The organism is Planococcus sp. TJ-201 (assembly GCF_058268495.1).
In genome coordinates this window covers 1-20,357 of record NZ_JBZDOG010000009.1, presented here as the reverse complement: position 1 = coordinate 20,357, position 20,357 = coordinate 1, and the positions used below count along the sequence as shown (strand labels likewise).

The 20,357-nt window shown below is 46.5% G+C and carries 19 protein-coding genes and 1 riboswitch; all 19 genes read right to left on the bottom strand.

The annotated features are described in order from the left end of the window. Positions 1-18 precede the first annotated feature (18 nt). The 19 genes from pcrB to AC4EG4_RS17005 all read right to left on the bottom strand — a co-directional run bounded on the left by pcrB (position 19) and on the right by AC4EG4_RS17005 (position 18,538). On the bottom strand, positions 19-720 hold the full coding sequence (gene pcrB / locus AC4EG4_RS17095; RefSeq protein ID WP_490980028.1) for a heptaprenylglyceryl phosphate synthase: 702 nt from the start codon (positions 718-720) through the stop codon (positions 19-21). Between the two features lie 75 nt (positions 721-795). Then, positions 796-1,116 (bottom strand): YerC/YecD family TrpR-related protein, encoded by a 321-nt coding sequence (locus AC4EG4_RS17090; protein ID WP_490980029.1) that lies wholly within the window; start codon positions 1,114-1,116, stop codon positions 796-798. Between the two features lie 32 nt (positions 1,117-1,148). Further along, complete coding sequence (locus tag AC4EG4_RS17085; protein WP_490980030.1) at positions 1,149-2,168, bottom strand: DUF3048 domain-containing protein; 1,020 nt, start codon at positions 2,166-2,168, stop codon at positions 1,149-1,151. Between the two features lie 6 nt (positions 2,169-2,174). Beyond that, positions 2,175-3,905 (bottom strand): adenine deaminase C-terminal domain-containing protein, encoded by a 1,731-nt coding sequence (locus AC4EG4_RS17080; RefSeq protein ID WP_490980031.1) that lies wholly within the window; start codon positions 3,903-3,905, stop codon positions 2,175-2,177. Positions 3,906-4,047: 142 nt separating this feature from the next. Beyond that, a complete protein-coding gene (locus AC4EG4_RS17075) occupies positions 4,048-4,638 on the bottom strand; it encodes a GNAT family N-acetyltransferase (RefSeq protein ID WP_490980032.1) in 591 nt (196 codons plus the stop codon). Positions 4,639-4,846: 208 nt separating this feature from the next. Continuing rightward, positions 4,847-6,097, bottom strand: coding sequence for a phosphoribosylamine--glycine ligase (gene purD / locus AC4EG4_RS17070; protein WP_490988507.1), 1,251 nt, complete (start codon positions 6,095-6,097; stop codon positions 4,847-4,849). Positions 6,098-6,112: 15 nt separating this feature from the next. Further along, on the bottom strand, positions 6,113-7,648 hold the full coding sequence (purH, locus tag AC4EG4_RS17065) for a bifunctional phosphoribosylaminoimidazolecarboxamide formyltransferase/IMP cyclohydrolase (RefSeq protein ID WP_490980034.1): 1,536 nt from the start codon (positions 7,646-7,648) through the stop codon (positions 6,113-6,115). A gap of 33 nt (positions 7,649-7,681) precedes the next feature. Beyond that, a complete protein-coding gene (gene purN, locus AC4EG4_RS17060; protein ID WP_490980035.1) occupies positions 7,682-8,251 on the bottom strand; it encodes a phosphoribosylglycinamide formyltransferase in 570 nt (189 codons plus the stop codon). Continuing rightward, positions 8,244-9,302, bottom strand: coding sequence for a phosphoribosylformylglycinamidine cyclo-ligase (gene purM, locus AC4EG4_RS17055; protein ID WP_490988506.1), 1,059 nt, complete (start codon positions 9,300-9,302; stop codon positions 8,244-8,246). The genes purN and purM overlap by 8 nt, the downstream gene beginning before the upstream one ends. Positions 9,303-9,314: 12 nt before the next feature. Further along, positions 9,315-10,736, bottom strand: coding sequence for an amidophosphoribosyltransferase (purF, locus tag AC4EG4_RS17050; protein ID WP_490980037.1), 1,422 nt, complete (start codon positions 10,734-10,736; stop codon positions 9,315-9,317). Continuing rightward, positions 10,712-12,937 carry a phosphoribosylformylglycinamidine synthase subunit PurL gene (purL, locus tag AC4EG4_RS17045; protein ID WP_490988505.1) on the bottom strand — a complete coding sequence of 742 codons (2,226 nt, stop codon included), beginning with the start codon at positions 12,935-12,937 and terminating at the stop codon, positions 10,712-10,714. Before purL ends, purF begins: the two co-directional genes overlap by 25 nt. Then, a complete protein-coding gene (purQ, locus tag AC4EG4_RS17040; RefSeq protein WP_490988504.1) occupies positions 12,921-13,604 on the bottom strand; it encodes a phosphoribosylformylglycinamidine synthase subunit PurQ in 684 nt (227 codons plus the stop codon). The genes purL and purQ overlap by 17 nt, the downstream gene beginning before the upstream one ends. Next, the gene (gene purS / locus AC4EG4_RS17035; RefSeq protein WP_490980040.1) at positions 13,601-13,855 is read right to left on the bottom strand and encodes a phosphoribosylformylglycinamidine synthase subunit PurS; all 255 of its coding nucleotides are present in this window, start codon (positions 13,853-13,855) and stop codon (positions 13,601-13,603) included. Before purS ends, purQ begins: the two co-directional genes overlap by 4 nt. After that, the gene (gene purC, locus AC4EG4_RS17030) at positions 13,852-14,568 is read right to left on the bottom strand and encodes a phosphoribosylaminoimidazolesuccinocarboxamide synthase (protein ID WP_490980041.1); all 717 of its coding nucleotides are present in this window, start codon (positions 14,566-14,568) and stop codon (positions 13,852-13,854) included. Before purC ends, purS begins: the two co-directional genes overlap by 4 nt. Positions 14,569-14,584: 16 nt before the next feature. Further along, a complete protein-coding gene (purB, locus tag AC4EG4_RS17025) occupies positions 14,585-15,880 on the bottom strand; it encodes an adenylosuccinate lyase (protein WP_490980042.1) in 1,296 nt (431 codons plus the stop codon). 16 nt (positions 15,881-15,896) lie between these two features. After that, a complete protein-coding gene (gene purK / locus AC4EG4_RS17020) occupies positions 15,897-17,021 on the bottom strand; it encodes a 5-(carboxyamino)imidazole ribonucleotide synthase (RefSeq protein ID WP_490980043.1) in 1,125 nt (374 codons plus the stop codon). Then, positions 17,018-17,506: a 5-(carboxyamino)imidazole ribonucleotide mutase gene (purE, locus tag AC4EG4_RS17015; protein WP_490980044.1), complete on the bottom strand. Its 489-nt coding sequence runs from the start codon at positions 17,504-17,506 to the stop codon at positions 17,018-17,020. Before purE ends, purK begins: the two co-directional genes overlap by 4 nt. A gap of 140 nt (positions 17,507-17,646) precedes the next feature. After that, a riboswitch (purine riboswitch) is annotated at positions 17,647-17,746 on the bottom strand. Between the two features lie 85 nt (positions 17,747-17,831). Further along, positions 17,832-18,020: an NETI motif-containing protein gene (locus tag AC4EG4_RS17010; RefSeq protein WP_490988503.1), complete on the bottom strand. Its 189-nt coding sequence runs from the start codon at positions 18,018-18,020 to the stop codon at positions 17,832-17,834. Beyond that, positions 18,017-18,538, bottom strand: coding sequence for a DUF2179 domain-containing protein (locus AC4EG4_RS17005; RefSeq protein WP_490980051.1), 522 nt, complete (start codon positions 18,536-18,538; stop codon positions 18,017-18,019). The genes AC4EG4_RS17010 and AC4EG4_RS17005 overlap by 4 nt, the downstream gene beginning before the upstream one ends. Between the last annotated feature and the right edge of the window lie 1,819 nt (positions 18,539-20,357).

The following is a 20,357-nucleotide window of genomic DNA, read 5'->3' as shown; positions in this document are numbered from 1 at the left end:
GAACATTCGTTCTTATTATTATAACGATTTGTCAGCCGTTTCCGCAACTGCCTCTACGGTATTAATCGCTTTATCGATATCTTCATAAATAATATTGCCAACCACAATGGTATCTGCAACGTTTAATGCAGCAACTGCTTTGCCAGCTGAATCGATGCCGCCACCGTAAAATAAACGGGTTTCAGCCAGCACGTCTTTCACTTTGCGAACCAGGTTCATATCTCCATATATGCCGCTGTATTCCATGTAAAAAATGGGCAGCCGGAAAAAATGCTCAGCCAGGCGAGCATAAGCCAAAACCTCATCCGCAGCCAAATCTGTTTTGGCACCAGTTAATCGGGCTGCTTTGCAGTCGCCATTCAAAATGCAATAGCCTTCCGGGATCAGTTCGCTCCAGTCCAAAATTTCTCCATACTCGCGGATTGCTTCATGATGAAGTCCTTTAATCCACTTGGGGTCCTCGCTGTTGAGTACTGTCGGGATAAAATAATAGTCAAAACCCGGTGCCACAGAATCAATGGTGGACACTTCCAGTACCATCGGAAGGCCATAACTTTGTACACGCTCCGTTAAATGAAGGACATTGTCGAGTGTGACATTGTCGCTGCCGCCAATCAAGATGGCATCGGTCCCGGATGTGCAAATTCGTTCCAAATGTCCATCCGGTATCGCTTTTGCCGGATCTAATTTAAAGACATGCCGCCATGTTTTGAAATCCATCTCGTTTCACCCAACTTTGCATCATTTATTATCAATTTATTATAACAAAAAAACCGAACAGAGTCGGTTCTCTGTTCAGTCTTTTGGCAGTTCGAACGGTTTTTCGTCTGGATAAAGACGGCCCAGCATTTCATCATAGCCGTCATTGCCGTAGTTCAGGCAGCGGCGGACACGGGAGATGGTGGCAGTGCTGGCGCCTGTTTCATTTTTTATTTTTTCGTACGTTTTTTTCATGCGAAGCATATGCGCCACTTCCAACCGCTGTGACATTGATTGAATTTCACTGATCGTGCACAAATCGTCAAAAAAACGATAGGCTTCTTCTTTATCCTTCAAAGCCAACACGGCTTCGATCAATTGATCGGTTTGATGGCCTTTAATTTTATCAACTTGCATGCAGCTTCAACATCCTTTCATTGCTCTGATCGTCATGGCGTATGGCTGACGGAGCTTTCCATACCAGGGGAAGATGGGACAATGTGAATCCAAGTTTTCCCCGGTGCCAAGTTCACGGGTTCGCCGTCCATAGTTGGCACGAGCATTCCGTCAAACGAACTCCATTCTATCTCACGAACACCGCCGCCTTGGAAGAGCAGTGCATTTCCACCACTGGCCAAATCGATTGACTGGCGCCCTTCGGAATCGACAGTTTGGTGCTGCGCTTCAAAAACCAGGACATTGGAAACTTCAACTGTTTCCAGGGTCTCTTTATCGGTTGTCGGTATGCCGCCGGACGATCGGCTGTACAGATGCGATTGGCCATCGTATGTAAAGTTACTGAAAAACAGCTCGTTTGTCCCATACTCCACCCTCACCGAAAGAGCCTGTTCCTCAAGTTTATCATTTTCAGCCGAGCCAGAGAAATAATAAGGCGAGTTTCCGCTGTATTCTGGAGAAGCCTGCACAGTTTCCATCGCTGCTTCGATATTCTCAAGTGTAATATAAGAATTGTGAGGGGCGATGCGATCAGATGATCGCTGAAAAAGCGTTCCATCATGCTGGATGCCGTTGACATGGTCGACTATTCCAGATTCCAGCATTACGCGTGCATCAGGACTGTAGCCATGAGCCACAAAAAAAGCATCGTAAGCAGCAGCAAGCCCGACGAAATATTCCCTGGCGCTGCGGATAGGACCGAACACATCCGGAAAATCACTTTGGTAAAGCGCTACAAAACGCGTCACATCATACTCGGCAATCATTTCAAAAACGATGTCTGCTTCTGCAAGCCCTGTTTGCGGACGGGCATCCGGATGGTTATTAATGACTGCCATAACCGTTCGCCGATTTGCCGGCGGCACCGCTTCTTCTCCCGTGAAAGGAGCAATAGTCAAAGCGTCATTTATTGACGGTTCTTCAACAGGGTCTTCCTTTAAAATCAGCCAAAATCCTGCAGTAAATGCCGCGAGCACCAGTAGGATTCCCATAATGAACGCAAAATTTTTCATCGGACTTTACCTCATAAACGCCGGAAATAAGATTTTTTTATTCATGACATCGTAAATTCCTTTTTGCGTGATGCGGACATACGGCAAGTGAGTTGCTTGCAAAAACAGCAGTGTGTAAACAGCATCGCCATGCTTATAGCCTCGTTCTTTGAGTGCTTTTTTCAGCTCTTTTTCCTGTTCGATCAACTGTTCCATCGGCAGATCCGACATCACACCTCCATGAGGAAGCGGAAGAGATTGTACAATTTCACCGTTCTCAGCCAGAATGATTCCGCCTTTCAGGCGTTTCAATTCATTGAAAGCCAGCCACATGTCACTCCGGCTTTTGCCGATCAAAATGATATCGCCTGTATTCGTATACGAAGAAGCGAAACCGTCCAATCCCGGTGCAAAGCCTTTGATCAAGGTATTAACGCGCCATTTCCCTTTTTTATCAATAAGCATTAAAAAGCTTTCATCATGCAATTTTGATAAATCGGAATCGTGGCTGTCCACGCTAACTGTATATGGTTTTGTAATGACATCGTTGATCATTTCAATCCCAAAAGGCATTGAAAATTGGAAATCGTCATCTGTCAGTTCATAGTCGATGTCAAGATCCGGCAAAATTGACCAATCGATATTCGGCAATGATTGGACTTTCTCACCATCTCTTTTCAGCCAGACTCCTTTGGAGAGCACTCCCGAAGGCACTGGATTTTCCAGCGTATCGAGAATATTCAAATTGGCGTAGCGGCCTGTCGCAATCAATCCATGCAGGCTGGTTACATTGTAATAACGTGCCACGTTGTAAGACGCCATCATGTATGCATCAATCGGCGGTACTCCCGCTTCAAGTGCAATTTTAATGCACAGGTCCATGACGCCATCCAAATGGAAAGCCGGGGTTGAGCCATCCGTTGTCATCATCAGCTTGTCAAAGACGTTCAAGTCCCGCTCAACAATCCCTTTTAGCAGATTGGGAAGATCTGGCCGGATGGATGAATGCCGAAGCGTTACGCCATAGCCATGAAGCAAGCGCATTTCTACTTCATCTACTGTCATTGCTTCGTGATCGCCATCTGCGCCAAGCAAACGCATGCGGGCCAATGTCTTTTCCGAGGCACCCGGGAAATGCCCTTCAATTTTCTTCAGACCCATTTTGGCTTTTTGAATCCAGTACAGCATTTGGTCGTCGCCCGCCATCAGTTTGGGCCAGCCGGTTAACTCTCCACCCAATAATACATCCTGGCGATCAAGCCATTCCCCAACAGATTTCGAAGTGAATAGTTGATCTTCATCAGTTAACTCTGTTTGCGAATCAAAACGAGTCCACCAGTAAAAACTAAAAGGCAACTCCCTCAGTTGATCCAGCAATGAAAACGCTTTCTCATTTTCAAGCGCTAAAAAAAATGTCAAGTTGTCGGAGAGGAACATCGTCGTTCCGCCTTGAGCTGCATAATCTGCAAAACTTTGAGGATTGTATAATTGAGAAGGATGAACATGGGGTTCTATGTAACCTGGCACAATAAATTTATCCGTCATGTCTGCTACTTCAGTAGAGTCATCGATTTTTGGCATCTCTTTTCCAGCATAAACGATTCGGTCATTCGATATCCAGATGTTCCCTGTTACCCATTTTTTAAAGATCCCGTGGAGATAAGTTGCATTGGTCAACACTAGATTTGGTGCAACTTCCTTTGTGACGATTTTTAATTGATTTCGAATTTCAGTGTTCTTCCATAGAGGATTTACCATTTGTCAGCACCTTCTTTCTGCTATTTCAATACTTAATATCGTAGCATAATTATACACTGAAATACAGTTATCCCCTTTAAAAAAGGGAACATTCTGATTAACGGGGACACAAAAAATCCACGCTTTGGGCGTGGATTTTAGATTAATTATTGATTGGATCGCTGAATGGTTTCAAGACATCTTTTTTCTCTTCTTCTTGAAAAGTTAACACGTCCGAAACGGAATCATACGATTCTCCGTAGAACTGTTCGTCTTTGTAAGTGTGAATGTCCTGATACATTTTCTGCATTCCTTCAAAAATCTGTTCTTCTGTTTCTCCGCTCGGAGTCCAGTACAAAATTTCCATGGAATTTTCTTCACCTGTTGCTAAAGAACGTCGGCAATAGCCGATTGAGGACGCATGTTCGAATCCTTCACGCGCGTAAAAACGCAAACGTTTTTCCGTGTCCGTGTCTTCGTAATTGACCGGCTCGACTTCCAGGATGATCGGTTTGTTTTTGTCTTTTAGCATTTGCAAGGTCTTTTTACCAAGACCCATGCCGCGGGATTCTTTTGCAACAAACAAATAATCCACAAAGGTAAAGTTCGGAAACTCTGCATACATCAAGACATGGTAAGGACCCTCATCTTTGTAGTAGACGCTGCCTTTTTCTTTAAGCAATGCATCCATGTGCTCTTTTGACTTCATTTCTTCAACTGGAAAATACTGATTTAATTTTTCATACCAATTCATAATCTGTCTCCCTTCAATTTTTAATGCCCTGCTAATTTTGTTTCTGAGGTCGTAACGGGTTTGCCATTCTGGAGTTTAAATAGAGGTAAACGTGGGCTGTTGAAAATCCTCAACTTTGGCTTTTATCACCTATAGGGCAGGCAATAAAACAAAAATGACACAGCTTCTTGTCGAATTTGTGTCATTTAAGATTATAGCATATATAAAATTATTTTGCACGCCATCCGATATCGGTGCGGTAGAAAAAGCCGTTCCAATGCAAACTTTCGAGCTGCTCATAGACTTTTTCCTGAGCACTGTGGATAGACGGTCCGCTTGCAGAAACAAGCAGCACACGGCCACCATTGCCGACATAGCTGCCATTCGACAGCTTTGTTCCAGCATGAGTCACTTCAACTCCTGAAAGCTTGGTCAATTCAGGCAAAGGAGCACCTTTTTCCACTGCCTCTGGATAACCATCTGCCGCAATGACCACTCCAAGCATCGCTTGATCGTCCCACTCGAGTGGAGCTTGCTGGCCCTTTAAAACCGTATCGATAAAAACACCAAAATCGGTAGTCATCCGGGGCAACACTACTTGAGTTTCCGGGTCTCCAAAACGTGCGTTGAACTCAATGACTTTAGGGCCTTTTTCTGTCAAAATGACGCCGGTATAGAGAATGCCATTAAATGGTGTTCCTTCCGATGCCATCGCTTGGACAGCCGGCTCCACAATTTTTGTAAAGGTCTCATCAATAATCGCCTGTGGAATTTGTGGGACTGGAGAATAAGCGCCCATGCCACCGGTATTCGGACCACGGTCGCCGTCATATGCACGCTTATGGTCTTGGGAGATAACCATTGGATAAATTTTGCCAGCGTAGACAAAAGACATAAATGAAAATTCTTCGCCATCCAAAAATTCTTCAATGACCACTTTGGATCCCGATCCGCCAAATTTTTGTCCTGCCAGCATATCGTTGACCGCGTTAACCGCATCTTCTTCCGTCAATGCCACCACAACCCCTTTGCCGGCAGCGAGGCCATCAGCCTTGATGACAATAGGCGCACCGTGCTGCCGGATAAAAGCAATTGCTGGAGCAACTTCTGTAAACGTTTCGTAACCTGCGGTCGGAATCTTGTATTTTTCCATCAATTCTTTAGCAAAAGCTTTGCTGCCTTCAATTTGAGCTGCCGCTTTAGATGGTCCAAAAATGCGGAGCCCTTTGGCTTCAAAAAAATCGACGATGCCTTGGGACAATGGCTGTTCAGGACCGACAAAACTGAAGTCCACTCCCTGCTGTTCAGCAAAATCCGCCAAACCGGCAAAGTCCATTTCATCAATCCCGGCTATTTCAGCGTCTTCTCGCATTCCATCATTTCCCGGTGCTGCAAAAACTTTTGTAACGGATGGTGATTTGGCGAACTGACGCACGATGGCGTGTTCCCGCCCTCCTCTTCCAATGACCAGTACTTTCATCTTGCTTCACCTCGATTAATGTTTGAAATGACGGATGCCCGTAAAGACCATGGCAATTCCATATTCGTTCGCTTTGTCGATTGACTCTTGGTCTTTCTTGGAACCGCCTGGCTGGATAATGGCTTTGATACCTGCTTGTGCAGCAGCTTCCACTGTATCGTTCATCGGGAAAAATGCATCTGATGCCATGATAGCGCCTTTTGCCGCCTCACCCGCTTGCTCCAAAGCGATTTTGGCAGATCCCACACGGTTCATCTGCCCTGCTCCGATGCCCAAAGTCATTTCAGAATTGCATACGACAATGGCATTTGATTTAACATGTTTGACGACACTCCACCCCAGTTTAAGTGCAGCTAGTTCATCAGCAGTCGGCTGGCGCTCTGTCGCAACCTGAATGTCTGCATCCTCATACCCGAAAACGTCCGGCTGCTGGATCAACAAGCCGCCTTCAACGGTAACCGTGTTCCATTTGTCTGTAGTTTTGCTGTCGAATGGAATCGTCAAAAGACGGATGTTCTTTTTCTGTGTCAGCAATTCAATCGCTTCATTGGAAAAGGCTGGAGCGATAATGATTTCCAGGAAAATCGTCGCTAATTGCTTGGCAGTTTCTGCATCCACTTCACGGTTCAAGGCGACAATGCCGCCAAAAATTGAGGTCGAGTCGGCTTCATAGGCTTTTGCAAAAGCCTCCGCAATCGTTTCGCCTGTCCCGACGCCGCAAGGGTTCATGTGTTTAACAGCAACAGCTGCCGGCATTTTGAATTCTTTGATGATCTGAAGGGCAGCATTGGCATCCTGGATGTTGTTATACGATAATTCTTTGCCATGCACTTGATTGGCATTGGCAATAGAAAAATCCGATCCGAGCGGGCTGCGGTAGAATGCGGCTTTTTGATGAGGGTTTTCCCCGTAGCGAAGGGTTTGGGACAATTCATACGTAAGCGTTAATTGATCCGGGTATTCTTCGCCCGTCAAGTCAGTCAAGTAATTGGAGATATACGAATCATACGCAGCAGTATGGCGGAAAACTTTCGCAGCCAAACGGCGTCTTGTTTCAGATGTGGTTGCCTTTTCATTATGTAATTCAGCCAATACTGCAGGATAGTCCGCTGCATCGACGATGACCGTGACGTAAGCATGATTTTTTGCAGCAGAACGCAGCATCGTTGGTCCACCAATATCGATGTTTTCAATGGCATCATCTACTGATACATCGGGTTTGGCAATGGTTTCGCGGAATGGATATAAATTGACGCACACAATATCGATTGGTGAAATGCCGTTATCAGCCATCTGGCTTTGGTGTTCGGCATCATCGTGCTTAGCCAATAATCCACCGTGAACAAGCGGGTGCAAGGTTTTTACACGGCCACCCAAAATTTCTGGGAATTTGGTAATTTCATCTACCGCTGTAATAGAGACTCCATTTTCTTCAAGAAACTTCTTGGTGCCCCCAGTTGATAGCAGTTCATAGCCCATCTTTTCCAGTTCCTGTGCAAATTCCAATATCCCTGATTTATCCGATACGCTGAGTAACGCTCTTTTTTTCACAAATAGTCCTCCTAAAGATTAAGACCGGCAGTATTACCGGTCGAATAATTGCTGCAAAGCTGCAGGATATAATTCATGTTCAATCTGATGGATCTGTTGTTCGACTTCTTCGCGTCCGCGTCCCGCAACGGGAAACGACTGCTGTGTAATGATGCTGCCTGTATCCATGCCAGCATCCACATAATGCACGGTGACACCCGCTTCTGCAGCACCTGCTGCCAGCGTCTGGCCAATGGCGTCTTTGCCTGGAAAAGCCGGCAAGACGGACGGATGGATATTGACGATGCGGTTTTCATAAGCGGCCAGCAGAACCGGACCAATCAAGCGCATATAGCCCGCCAATACGATCCACTCCACTCCCTGCTCCAGCAGTTTTTCTTTGAGCATCTGTTCGTAAAGCTGTTTGGATTCAAACTCAGATGGCACAAAAGCAAAAGCAGCTACTTGTGCCTTGCGCGCACGCTCCAAGACAAAGGCTTGCGGTTTATCTGTTACAACAAGCACCAGTTCTGCCTGCAGTTTGCCGCCAGCGATGGCGTCTGCAATGGCTTGGAAATTAGAGCCGTTGCCTGACGCAAAAACAGCGATTTTTGGTTTATTCATTCAGCGTGCCGTCCTGTTCACCTTCGAATTGAACGCCTTCTGTGCTGGAAACGCGGCCAATCTGGAACGCCTGCTCACCGTTTGCTTGCGCCGTTTTCAGGACCTGCTCCGCATCTTCAGGCGCGACAGCCAAGACAAAGCCGATGCCCATATTGAAAACCGAATACAGGTCACGGTCGCCTAATTCACCTTTTTCTTTCAACAAGATGAATACATCAAGTACCGGCCAGCTGCCAATGGCAATTTCCGCGCCTAAACCGTCCGGCATCATCCGCGGAATGTTTTCAATAAAACCTCCGCCTGTTACATGAGCCATGCCGTGAATCGCCGTTTCATTGCCGATGGCTGCAACCGCCTTAGCGTATATTTTGGTCGGCGTCAACAGAACATCACCAATCGGACCCAGTGCTTCGTAGCCTTCGACTTTTTGGTCGAGCGTCAAATTGTTTTGGTCAAAGATGATGTGGCGCACGAGCGAATAGCCATTGGAATGGATGCCGCTCGAAGCAAGGCCGATCAGAACATCGCCCGCTGCGATTTTTTCTCCGGTGACGATTTTGGATTTTTCCGCAGCACCGACCGCAAAACCGGCGATATCGTATTCGTCCTCTTCGTAAAGACCCGGCATTTCCGCCGTTTCCCCGCCAATCAATGCGGCTCCAGCTTGAACACAGCCGTCCGCAACGCCTTTGACAATTTGTTCAATCTTTTCAGGAACCGCTTTGCCGACTGCGATATAGTCCAGGAAAAACAAAGGTTCAGCACCTTGCGCAACAATGTCATTGACGCACATCGCGACGCAATCGATGCCGATTGTATCGTGGCGGTCTGCCATGAAGGCGAGCTTCAATTTCGTGCCCACGCCATCCGTTCCCGAAACAAGAACCGGTTCTTTCAACTTCAGCTCAGACAAATCGAACATGCCGCCGAAGCCGCCGAACGCACCCAGCATTCCTTTGCGTGCTGTCCGTTCCACATGGGATTTCATGCGGTTAACCGCTTCATAGCCAGCTTCGATATTGACGCCTGCTTTTTCATATGCTTTTGACACACCGGTTCCCCCTTATTTTACCTTTTCTTTTTCATGCGGCAATACTGTATCTGGATAAATATTGGTTGGGTATTCGCCTGTAAAACAAGCCAGGCAATGGCCGCATTTCGAGCCTGGATCGGTCCGTCCAATGTTTTGGACCATGCCGTCCACTGACAGGAAGGTTAGCGAATCTGCACCGATAATTTCACGCATTTCTTCCACTGTATTATTGGCAGCGATCAATTCGCCAGCCGTGCTGATATCAATGCCGTAAAAGCAAGGATTTTTAATGGGCGGTGAACTGATGACCACATGCACTTCCGTTGCCCCTGCTTCTTTCAGCAAGTTGACGATGCGCCGTGAAGTCGTGCCGCGGACGATCGAATCATCCACCATGATAACGCGCTTGCCTTTGACCACTTGGCGGACTGGCGACAGTTTCATCTTGACGCCCTGTTCGCGAAGGTCCTGGGAAGGCTGGATAAAGGTGCGTCCCACATAGCGGTTTTTGATCAATCCCAATTCATACGGAATGCCGCTTTGTTCTGAGTAGCCGATTGCTGCCGAAATACTGGAATCCGGAACGCCGGTTACCACATCTGCCTCAATCTGCACTTCTTTTGCTAACTGCACACCAAGCCGTTTTCTTGCTGTATGAACGTTGATGCCATCGATATCCGAGTCTGGACGGGAAAAATAGACGTACTCCATGGTGCAGATCGAACGCTCTTCCGGATAAGCAAACCGTTCGGCACGCATGCCGTCTTTTGTGACAATCAGAAATTCACCCGGTTCAACCGAACGGACAAATTCCGCTCCAACAATATCAAACGCACAGGTTTCCGACGCTGTTACCCACGCATCTCCGAGTCTGCCAAGAGAAAGCGGACGCAAGCCGTTCGGATCCAAAGCAATATACATCGCTTCTTCGGTCAAGATGACGCAGGCAAATGCCCCTTTCAATAAAGACAAAGCATTTTTCGCTTTCTCTTCAAACGTTGCATAGCCGCTTCTTTTAATCAAATGTGCCAGCACTTCTGTATCAGAAGTCGTTTGAAAAATGCTTCCTTGGCGTTCCAAATGGCCTTTTAGCTGTGTCGCATTAACCAAATTGCCGTTATGGGAAATTGCCAAACTGCCAGTAGTTGAATTAAAGAGCAGGGGCTGGACATTTTCAATGCCGCTGCCTCCTGCTGTTGCATAACGCACGTGGCCAATAGCTGCGTGCCCCGCAATATTCTCTATTTTTTCAGGCGTGAACACTTCACTGACCATGCCTTCGCCTTTTAATGCACGAAGCGCGTCTCCGTCTGTTGATACAATTCCTGCGCCTTCTTGGCCTCGGTGCTGCAGCGCGTGCAGTCCGTAATAGGTCAGTTGAGTCGCATTGGGATGGCCCCATATTCCGAAGACACCGCATTCTTCATTTAAGCTTCTGATTTCAGCAAGCATGGGATAGCTCCTTTCCAAGCTGAGCGAAGCGTTGCGACTGAATCGTTGACCCAAGCCGTACCGTCTTCACCGTTGATTACTAAGTTGTCTCCCGTGACTTGGCCGATTTTCTTGGCGTCTGATACAAGCTGTTCAAATTGTGCTGCTTTCTCCGGGCTAACCGTTACAACAAAGCGAGATTGCGATTCGCTGAACAAAGCCGTTGTCGCGGACCCAGACAATGTAACGTCCATTCCCAACCCGTTGCCGAATGTTTTTTCGGCCAATGCCACGGCAACGCCGCCTTCTGCTACGTCATGCGCTGATGCGATGAGGCCTTGCTGGATAGCTGAAAGAATTTCCTGTTGGCGTTTTGCTTCTACGGTCAAATCGATGGCTGGCGCTTTGCCGAAAATGCGTCCTTCGACCATTTTCTGCAGTTCGCTGCCGCCGAATTCCGTAAAGCTTTCCCCGATCAAATACACCAGGTCGCCTTGTTTCTTGGCATCTTGTGTCGTAACGTGCGACAGGTCTTCAACAAGACCGACCATGCCGATTGTCGGCGTCGGGTAAATGGCGGTGCCGTTGGTTTCATTGTATAACGAGACGTTTCCGCCGATAACTGGAGAATCCAGGATGGTACAAGCTTCAGACATGCCGTCTGCCGCTTTTTCAAGCTGCCAGAAAATCTCTGGTTTTTCCGGATTGCCGAAGTTCAGGCAATCGGTGATGGCAAGAGGCTTTGCACCAGAAACAACCACATTGCGTGCTGCTTCCGCCACTGCGATTTTTCCGCCTATTTCCGGATCCAGGTAAATATAGCGCGAGTTGCAATCTGTTGTCATGGCAAGGCCTTTGTTGGTGCCGCGGACGCGGACAATTGCTGCATCCGATCCTGGGCTGACTACAGTACTTGTGCGCACTTGGTGATCGTATTGATCGTAGACCCATTCTTTTGAAGCGATAGTCGGCTGCTTCAATAAAGCCGTCAAGGTTTCGGTGTAATCCGAGATTTTTGGTTCAACATTGTCCAACTGCTGGAACTCTGTATAGTAGGCAGGGACTGCTGATGGCTTGTGGTAAACAGGTGCATCTTCTGCCAGTGCATCAACCGGCACTTCTGCGACAATTTCCCCTTTATGCTTCAAACGAAGCGTCGAATCGTCTGTCACAGTGCCGACAGTTACTGCGTCCAGTCCATATTTCTCAAACAGTTCAACAATTTCAGGTTCACGTCCTGCTTGGACCACGATAAGCATGCGCTCCTGGGATTCAGACAACATCATTTCGTAAGCCGTCATGCCAGTTTCACGCTGCGGAATATGGTCGAGATCCATTTCGATGCCTGATCCGGCTTTTGAAGCCATTTCAGCTGAAGATGAAGTCAATCCGGCCGCACCCATGTCCTGAATACCGATCAACGCATCCGATTTGATTAATTCCAGGCAAGCTTCCAATAACAACTTCTCCATAAATGGATCGCCTACTTGTACAGCTGGGCGGTTTTTATCAGAGCCGTCGGTCAATTCCTCTGAAGCGAAGGTTGCTCCGTGGATGCCGTCGCGCCCGGTTTTAGCGCCGACGTACATAACGGGATTGCCAGTGCCTTTTGCAATGCCTTTTTGGATATCTTCATGATTGATCAACCCGACGCACATGGCATTGACCAATGGGTTGCCGTCATAGCATTCATCAAACTGGACTTCGCCGCCGACTGTTGGAATGCCGATGCAGTTTCCGTAACCTGCAATTCCTGCAACCACTTCTTCAAATAGGTATTTTACTCGTGGAGTCGTCAATTCACCAAAACGCAGTGAGTTTAGCAATGCAATCGGACGTGCACCCATCGAGAAAACATCGCGGATAATTCCGCCAACGCCAGTAGCAGCGCCTTGGTAAGGTTCGATAGCTGAAGGGTGGTTATGCGACTCCATCTTGAACACGACCGCTTGTCCGTCGCCAATGTCTACAATTCCTGCGCCTTCGCCTGGCCCCTGAAGGACGCGTTCCCCTTTGGTCGGAAACTTAGCCAAGACCGGTTTTGAATTTTTATAAGAACAGTGTTCAGACCACATGACCGAAAACAACCCGGTTTCTGTGTAGTTTGGAGTTCTTCCTAAAATCTCTTCGACCATTGCGAATTCTGCATCCGATAAGCCCATTTGCTGATAAATTTTCTGTTCTTTTATCTGAGCAGCATTTGGTTCAAGCATGACTGACATGTGCTTCCCTCCACTGTTTTACGATTGATCTGAATAAAGCCAATCCATCTTTGCCGCCGATCAAGTCGGACACCGCGCGTTCTGGATGCGGCATCATGCCAAGCACGTTTCCGCGCTCGTTGATGATGCCTGCGATATTGTTTCGGCTGCCATTAAAATCATCTGCATACGTAAAGACGATTTGATTGTTTTCCTTGAGGTGGGTGTATGTTGCATCGTCGCAGAAATAATTGCCTTCTCCGTGAGCGATTGGAATTTGGATTTCCTGGCCCTGCGCGTATTCGTTGGTGAACAACGTATTATTGTTCTCGACTTTCAACCCAACGGTACGGCACATGAACTTCAAGTTTTTGTTCCGCAAAAGAACGCCTGGCAATAGTCCAGCCTCCGTTAAGATTTGGAAGCCATTGCAAATTCCAAGAACCGGTTTTCCTGCTTCTGCTGCTTTTCTCACTTCGTCCATGACCCCTGAAAACTGGGCAATCGCGCCGCAGCGCAAGTAATCGCCGTAAGAAAATCCGCCTGGCAGCAAAATGCCGTCGTAGCTGCTCAAATCTTTCGAGTCATGCCATACGTATTCTGCTTCTTCACCTAGTTCGTCCTTGACCGCGTGGTACATATCCAAGTCACAATTGGAGCCGGGGAAAACAATCACTGCGAATTTCATTGCGAGACAACCTCCTCAATTTCGTACCGGTAATCTTCAATTACCGTGTTTGCTAACAGTCGATGGCAAAGCTCGTTGACCAATGCATCCACATCCCGTTCGCTGTCTGCGATAACCAATTCCAAGTATTTGCCGATTCGTACGTCTTCCACTTCACCATAGCCCATTTTATGAAGAGAGCCCATAACTGCAGAACCTTGTGGGTCCAATACACTTTCACGTAATGTTACATAGATTTTTACTTTTTTCATGAGTGTTGTCCTCCTAGACGAGTTAAAATGAGTTCGTACGCTTCAGTCAAGTTCCCTAGATTGCGGCGGAATACGTCTTTATCGAGCTTTTGTTTTGTTTCCATATCCCAAAGCCGGCACGTATCCGGCGAAATCTCGTCTGCCAACAGAATGTTGCCGTCCGTGTCGCGGCCAAATTCGATCTTGAAATCCACCAGATCGACCCCAACTTCTTTGAAAAAGCCGATGAGGATGCTATTGATTTCACGCGCCTTTTGCTTGAGCTCTGCTACTTCTTCTGCAGTTGCCAAGTTCAGCATGTCGACGTGCTCATCAGTGATCAATGGATCGCCTAATTCATCATCTTTCAAATAAAACTCCACTACCGGCCGGCTGATAGCCACACCTTCTTCAATCCCGAGGCGTTTGGCCATGCTGCCGGCTGTAATGTTGCGGACCACGACTTCCAATGGAATGATGCTGACGCTCTGCACCAATTGTTCATGGTCAGACAATTGCTTGATGAAGTGAGAAGCAATGCCCGCTTCCTGCAATTTCGTGAAAATCAGTGACGTGATTTTATTGTTCAAAATGCCTTTGCCGGTAATTTCCTCTTTCTTTTCACCGTTGAAGGCCGTAGCTGAATCTTTATATTCCACCCACAAAATTCCCTGTTCGTCCGTTGCATACAAGCGTTTTGCTTTTCCTTCGTACAATAACTGACCTTTTTCCATTTTTAAAAGCCCCCGTTTAGTTTAGTCCAAGTCGATCGAAAATCATGTCCACTTGCTGCAGGTGATGGTTGTAATCGAAACAGTCATCCAATTCTTCTTTAGATAACTTAGAAGTGATCGTTTCATTTGCTTCCACGATTTTGCGGAAATGCGTCTGGTTTTCCCACGCTTCCATTGCACACGGCTGAACTGTGTCATATGCCGCTTCACGGGCCATCCCTTTATCGATCAAAGCCAATAGCACACGCTGCGAATAAATCAGGCCAAGCGTTGAATCCATATTGCGTTTCATATTATCAGGGAACACTGTCAAGTTTTTGACGATATTGCCAAAACGGTTCAACATGTAATTCAGCGCAATGGTTGCATCCGGCAAAATCACGCGCTCAGCAGATGAATGCGAAATATCGCGTTCGTGCCAAAGGGCAACGTTTTCGTAAGCTGTCAGCATGTAGCCGCGAATCAGACGGGCAAGCCCTGTCATATTTTCAGAACCGATTGGGTTGCGTTTATGCGGCATTGCAGAAGAGCCTTTTTGACCTTTGGCAAAAAATTCTTCCACTTCACGTGTTTCGGATTTTTGCAGTCCGCGGATTTCTGTAGCGAATTTTTCAATGGATGAACCGATCAATGCAAGAACGCTTAAATACTGTGCATGGCGGTCGCGCTGCAAGGTTTGTGTGGAAATTGGCGATGCTGCAAGTCCCAGCTCTTTGCAGACATAAGCTTCCACAAACGGATCGATGTTGGCGTAAGTTCCAACTGCACCGGACATTTTTCCGGTTTCAATGGAAGCCGCCGCTGCTTCAAAACGTTCCAAGTTGCGTTTCATTTCCTCATGCCACAACGCAAGCTTCAAACCGAAAGTCGTCGGTTCTGCATGGACACCGTGTGTACGGCCCATCATGACCGTCATTTTGTGTTCTTTCGCTTTGTTCGCGAGAATTTCAATGAAGTTCGTTAAATCTTTACGGATAATAACGTTAGCTTGCTTTAACAAGTATGAAAGCGCTGTGTCCACCACATCTGTTGAGGTTAAGCCGTAATGAACCCATTTGCGTTCTTCGCCCAATGTTTCTGATACCGCTCTAGTGAAAGCTACCACATCGTGGCGGGTTTCTTCTTCGATTTCCAAAATGCGGTCTACTGAAAAAGAAGCGCCCTTGCGGATTTTTGCCACGTCTTCTTTAGGAATATCGCCGATTTCAGCCCAAGCTTCACATGCCAGAATTTCAACTTCCAGCCAAGCATTGTATTTGTTTTCATCTGTCCATATTGCGCCCATTTCAGGCCGTGTGTAGCGTGCGATCATTAGTAAGTTCCTCCAATTATTCCGGCCAGATGCCGGATGCGTCTATTTCACTCAAAGTTGCCTCTAAGTCTTCCGTTAATATCGTAACATGTCCCATCTTCCGTTTCTGCTTCGCTTCGTCTTTTCCGTATAAATGAATTGACCAATTCGGAAATTGTGCGATTTTCGAAGTGAGCGGAGCAACATGTTCGCCCAGTATGTTGACCATTACCGCGTCTGACCACAGCTTCGGCTGTCGCAGCGGCCATCCGCAAACGGCACGGACATGCTGATGAAACTGCGAGATGTTTGTGGCTTCGATTGAGTAATGTCCGGAGTTATGCGGACGCGGAGCCAGCTCATTAACGATGATGCCGCCATTTTCCAAGACAAACATTTCAACCGCCAGCGTGCCAATCATATTTAAATGTGCTGCAATTTTTTCAGCTGCTTGCTGTGCTTGAACGAGCGTTTCTTTACCGATTCGAGCCGGTACAATCGTTTCATGCAAAATATGATCTTTGTGAATATTTTCCCCGATGGGCAAAATAGCTGTTTCTCCATGGACATTGCGCTGAATGATTACTGAAATTTCTTTCGTGAATTTCACAAAAGCTTCTGCCACACATTCACCATTTTCAAAAAGCGGTTCTGCCAAATGCAGTTCATCTATAGAAGCAACCGTTTGCTGTCCTTTGCCGTCATATCCGCCGCGTGCCGTTTTGACAACGAAAGGAAGGGGCAGCCCACTGCTTTTTTCTTTAAGTTCGTTAAATGTAGCAGCCGTTATGTAGTCAGCCACCGTTGCACCAGCCTCTGAAATGGCTTGCTTCTCAAAAATCCGATCCTGTGTCACACGAATCAATTCGGCTCCTTGTGGCACATAGGCGATTTCTGCGAGCTTCGTCAATCCCTCAACATCGATGTTTTCAAACTCATACGTGATGACATCGCTCACTTCTGCCAATTCTTCCAGCGCATGCTGATCATTGAAAGGAGCAACAATTTGGATGTCTGCCACTTGACCTGTTGGCGAATCCATTCCCGGATCAAGCACGGCAATTTTGAATCCGGCTTCTTTTGCTGCCAAAGCCATCATGCGTCCTAACTGTCCACCACCGATAATCCCAATGGTTTGGCCCGGCAAAATGGTTTTTGTCATATCAAGTCACCTGAACTTTCTATAACGGCAGCCGCTGTCCGGTCCCGTCTGTCCTGTAATGCTTGTGCCGCTGCTTCATCGACTGTCCCCAGTATTTGCGCTGCCAGCAGGCCTGCATTCACTGCGCCTGCTTTGCCAATGGCCACAGTCGCCACTGGAACACCGCCTGGCATCTGAACGATGGATAACAAGGAATCCAAGCCGTTTAACGCTTTGGATTGAATAGGTACACCGATAACCGGCAATGTGGTCTTTGCTGCTACCATGCCCGGCAAATGCGCGGCTCCGCCTGCTCCCGCAACGATGACATGAAGTCCTCGCTCACGTGCCTGTTCGGCATAGCTGAACATCAAATCCGGTGTCCGATGTGCTGAAACCACTTTCTTTTCATAGGCCAATCCCAATTCATCCAATACATCACACGCATGTTTCATTGTTTCCCAATCACTCGTACTTCCCATAATGATGCCAATTCGCGGATTCATCGATTACACTCTCCTTTAAAAAATAAAAAGCCCTTAAGTAAACTGCTCACATAACGTGAAAAGCAGTTTACTTAAGGACTGTAAATGAAACGAATTCATGGATGATGGCGCAGAAAAGCCCATCCTTCGTTTTACGACCCACTTAAGTTGCTTTCCCGCATAGTCCAGACATTACGGTGTCCTGGTAGAGACGCAGAAGCCAATTCTTCTGCATATATGGGGTATCCTTGTTTATCATAACAAGCTCTTTAAAGTCCGTCAATGATAAAGTCGAACAATAGGTTATTCATATTTTCAATCGTTCGGTTTTAAAAGGGATATTTTGTTATTCTTCCAGTTTAGTCCCTTTAAATTTAACAATTTGCCTGATCGGCACCGGCTGGCCATTTATTTCTTCAAATAAAGGCTCTTCTTTTCGGCCAACCGCTGCATAGCCCTGTTCTTTCATTCGCTCCAAGCATTGGGAGATGGATTCATGTTCCTCAACTTCGAACCATGTGGTATTTTTACTCATTTAAACAAATTGCCCCTTTTCACTGTCTTTACCCAAAATCCGCCATGGATCGTTTTGGGTTCATACGCGATGATAAAAGCCTTTGGATCAATTTCCTGGATGGCCTTGTACAATTTCATTTCCATTTTTCGGGGAGTCAAAATTTGCATCGACTGCCGCCCGCCATCGCGGCCATTGGCATTCCAATCCGTAACGCCGTAGCCTCTTTCCCGAAGCTGCTTCGGCAAATATTCCCCAGCCTCACTGGTGATGACATTTACTGTAATGTAGCCTAAAGCCATCTTCTCTTCAATTTTGGAACCAATGATAACGCCAGACCCGTATCCTAATGCATAAGCAATGAGGTTTTGGATTTGGTCAAGATTATCAAGAACCAATCCAAGTCCTACTATATAGATGACGACTTCCACCATACTGACAACGGCAGCCAAATAGCGATAGCCTTTTAATGTCATAATCATCCGCACGGTAAAAAATGTTACGTAAACGATATTGATCGAAAATATGATCAATACCATAAGCCACGGATTCACATCCAATCTCTACACCCTTTCAATCTTTCAGTTTCCTACAAGAATTAGTTTTCATATTAGGGGAAATTTCAAAAGAATGCAAGAACGAAAAACTTGAAAAGTCTTACTGCGTATGGAAATCTATTCAATTATCCAAATTTCTTTAATAGATTTTGAACCAGTTTACAGACGGGAGAATTATTTTATACATCGAATCAATAAAAAAAGTGGATGAACTTCTTTGAAAAATAGCGTTTATCCCATAGTGAATAGTTTTGTGCAAGTTAAATTTTCAATCACGCTATTTAACCCAATTGAGCCGCATAAGAGCAAACAAGAAATGAGCATGAACCGAAGAATACTCCTTTAACATTTAGCTTATATACATACCCGCCCTAAGCTAGTTGCTGATTAATAGGAAGTTTATCTATTCCTTTCTTAGAATCGAAAAATGAAGAGGAGGATAAAGCTGGCGAAGAGAAACATAAATGACAAAGTTCTAACGGCAACAAGTAAAGCTTGTTGAAAAAGGGCATCACACATCCATTTCGCTTCAGCCGGATGCATTCCACGGGCACGGTTTCTGCCGCTTCCCTCGCTCTGCTCAGTCTAGTGGCTCTAGCTCGTGTCGCTCTGTCGCTTTGCTCCGCCGCTGTTCCCGTAGGAGTCGCTGCCTTCCGCTGCATTCAAAAAGTGAGTCTTTACTAAGTGGGTTGGAGAAGCGTCCGTTCGACTCTAGCGAGAAAGCGAGACGGCCGAGACCCCGCAGGGAACAGCGTGACTGAGGAGGCTTGGACGCGAGCCCGCGGAAAGCGAACGGTAAGCTTCGGAAACCCACGGCTTGTTATCAGTTTCTCGACAGTCTGGACTTGTTCATATCTGATCCGGCTTTAAGCCGGATCAGATATGAACAAGTAGGGAGTAATTCTATCCGAAGGAACCGCACGTTTTATACGTGGTTGGTTCAGCTAATTACCTCTCACTAGTCTCAACTGCGCTGCTACAAAGGAATCTTAGTTATCCAACGCTGTATGAAGTCTGATAAACTTACTTCACTCAAGATCTGAAGCGCAGAGAGATTACTTCTGCTGGAGTAGTTGAAACAATAGCTACGAGAAAGCTTAGCAGCCATCTGGAGTATTGAATTCAGTGTAAACACGAAAAATATGTTATTCATTCTACGAGGATTTCAACTATTCCTATGTACAGGTTTATGATGCTTAACATGGACTCGCATTCATACCTTTTCAGTCGTTTCTCTCTCCATAGACTCTCAGCCCCCTCCGTTTCCGAATGTGATGTAAGGACACTTCTCCAAACCCACTGCATAACTGCTTTGTTGCATGCAGCAGGAGACGGCGACTAAGTGAAAGAGTAAAGCGGAAGAGCTATACGAGCTGATACCACTGGACTGAGAGAAGTAAGCTAAGTCGAAAACACGCATTTTGAAGGTCTGATTTCTTCTTTTTCTCGTTATACGTCAAATAGAGACTTAACTACTAATAAGAACACATCCACTTGCAACAAAATGGCAGTGCAGCGACTTTCTCAATAAGTTGAATTTCCCATCCCGCTTGTTGTCGGATCGGAGATCTCAAAGATCAGCATTTGAGTTTTGACCATATGGACTGGCTGGTTACAGCAATAAGGTATAAGCTATTTTGCGGCATTATAAAATGGTGAATTCCCATAAGTTTAGCGCTTCAGCCAGTTTTTTATAACTGGAGATGTTTTGTCATACAAAAAAAGCCGTTACCGGAATCGGTAACGACTTCTTTCAGGTGCCCAGCGACGTCTTACTCTCACAGGGGGAGACCCCCAACTA

Excerpts from the sequence above, each read along its gene's own strand:
- AC4EG4_RS17080 (WP_490980031.1), bottom strand. The coding sequence starts at position 3,905 with ATGGTAAATCCTCTATGGAAGAACACTGAAATTCGAAATCAATTAAAA.
- purC (WP_490980041.1), bottom strand. The coding sequence starts at position 14,568 with ATGGAAAAAGGTCAGTTATTGTACGAAGGAAAAGCAAAACGCTTGTAT.
- purF (WP_490980037.1), bottom strand. The coding sequence starts at position 10,736 with ATGCTTGCTGAAATCAGAAGCTTAAATGAAGAATGCGGTGTCTTCGGA.
- purD (WP_490988507.1), bottom strand. The coding sequence starts at position 6,097 with ATGAAAGTACTGGTCATTGGAAGAGGAGGGCGGGAACACGCCATCGTG.
- purK (WP_490980043.1), bottom strand. The coding sequence starts at position 17,021 with ATGACAAAAACCATTTTGCCGGGCCAAACCATTGGGATTATCGGTGGT.
- AC4EG4_RS17085 (WP_490980030.1), bottom strand. The coding sequence starts at position 2,168 with ATGAAAAATTTTGCGTTCATTATGGGAATCCTACTGGTGCTCGCGGCA.
- purN (WP_490980035.1), bottom strand. The coding sequence starts at position 8,251 with ATGAATAAACCAAAAATCGCTGTTTTTGCGTCAGGCAACGGCTCTAAT.
- purB (WP_490980042.1), bottom strand. The coding sequence starts at position 15,880 with ATGATCGCACGCTACACACGGCCTGAAATGGGCGCAATATGGACAGAT.
- AC4EG4_RS17090 (WP_490980029.1), bottom strand. The coding sequence starts at position 1,116 with ATGCAAGTTGATAAAATTAAAGGCCATCAAACCGATCAATTGATCGAA.
- AC4EG4_RS17075 (WP_490980032.1), bottom strand. The coding sequence starts at position 4,638 with ATGAATTGGTATGAAAAATTAAATCAGTATTTTCCAGTTGAAGAAATG.
- purQ (WP_490988504.1), bottom strand. The coding sequence starts at position 13,604 with ATGAAATTCGCAGTGATTGTTTTCCCCGGCTCCAATTGTGACTTGGAT.
- AC4EG4_RS17010 (WP_490988503.1), bottom strand. The coding sequence starts at position 18,020 with ATGAGTAAAAATACCACATGGTTCGAAGTTGAGGAACATGAATCCATC.
- purL (WP_490988505.1), bottom strand. The coding sequence starts at position 12,937 with ATGTCAGTCATGCTTGAACCAAATGCTGCTCAGATAAAAGAACAGAAA.
- pcrB (WP_490980028.1), bottom strand. The coding sequence starts at position 720 with ATGGATTTCAAAACATGGCGGCATGTCTTTAAATTAGATCCGGCAAAA.
- purE (WP_490980044.1), bottom strand. The coding sequence starts at position 17,506 with ATGAATCCGCGAATTGGCATCATTATGGGAAGTACGAGTGATTGGGAA.
- purS (WP_490980040.1), bottom strand. The coding sequence starts at position 13,855 with ATGAAAAAAGTAAAAATCTATGTAACATTACGTGAAAGTGTATTGGAC.
- AC4EG4_RS17005 (WP_490980051.1), bottom strand. The coding sequence starts at position 18,538 with ATGGTATTGATCATATTTTCGATCAATATCGTTTACGTAACATTTTTT.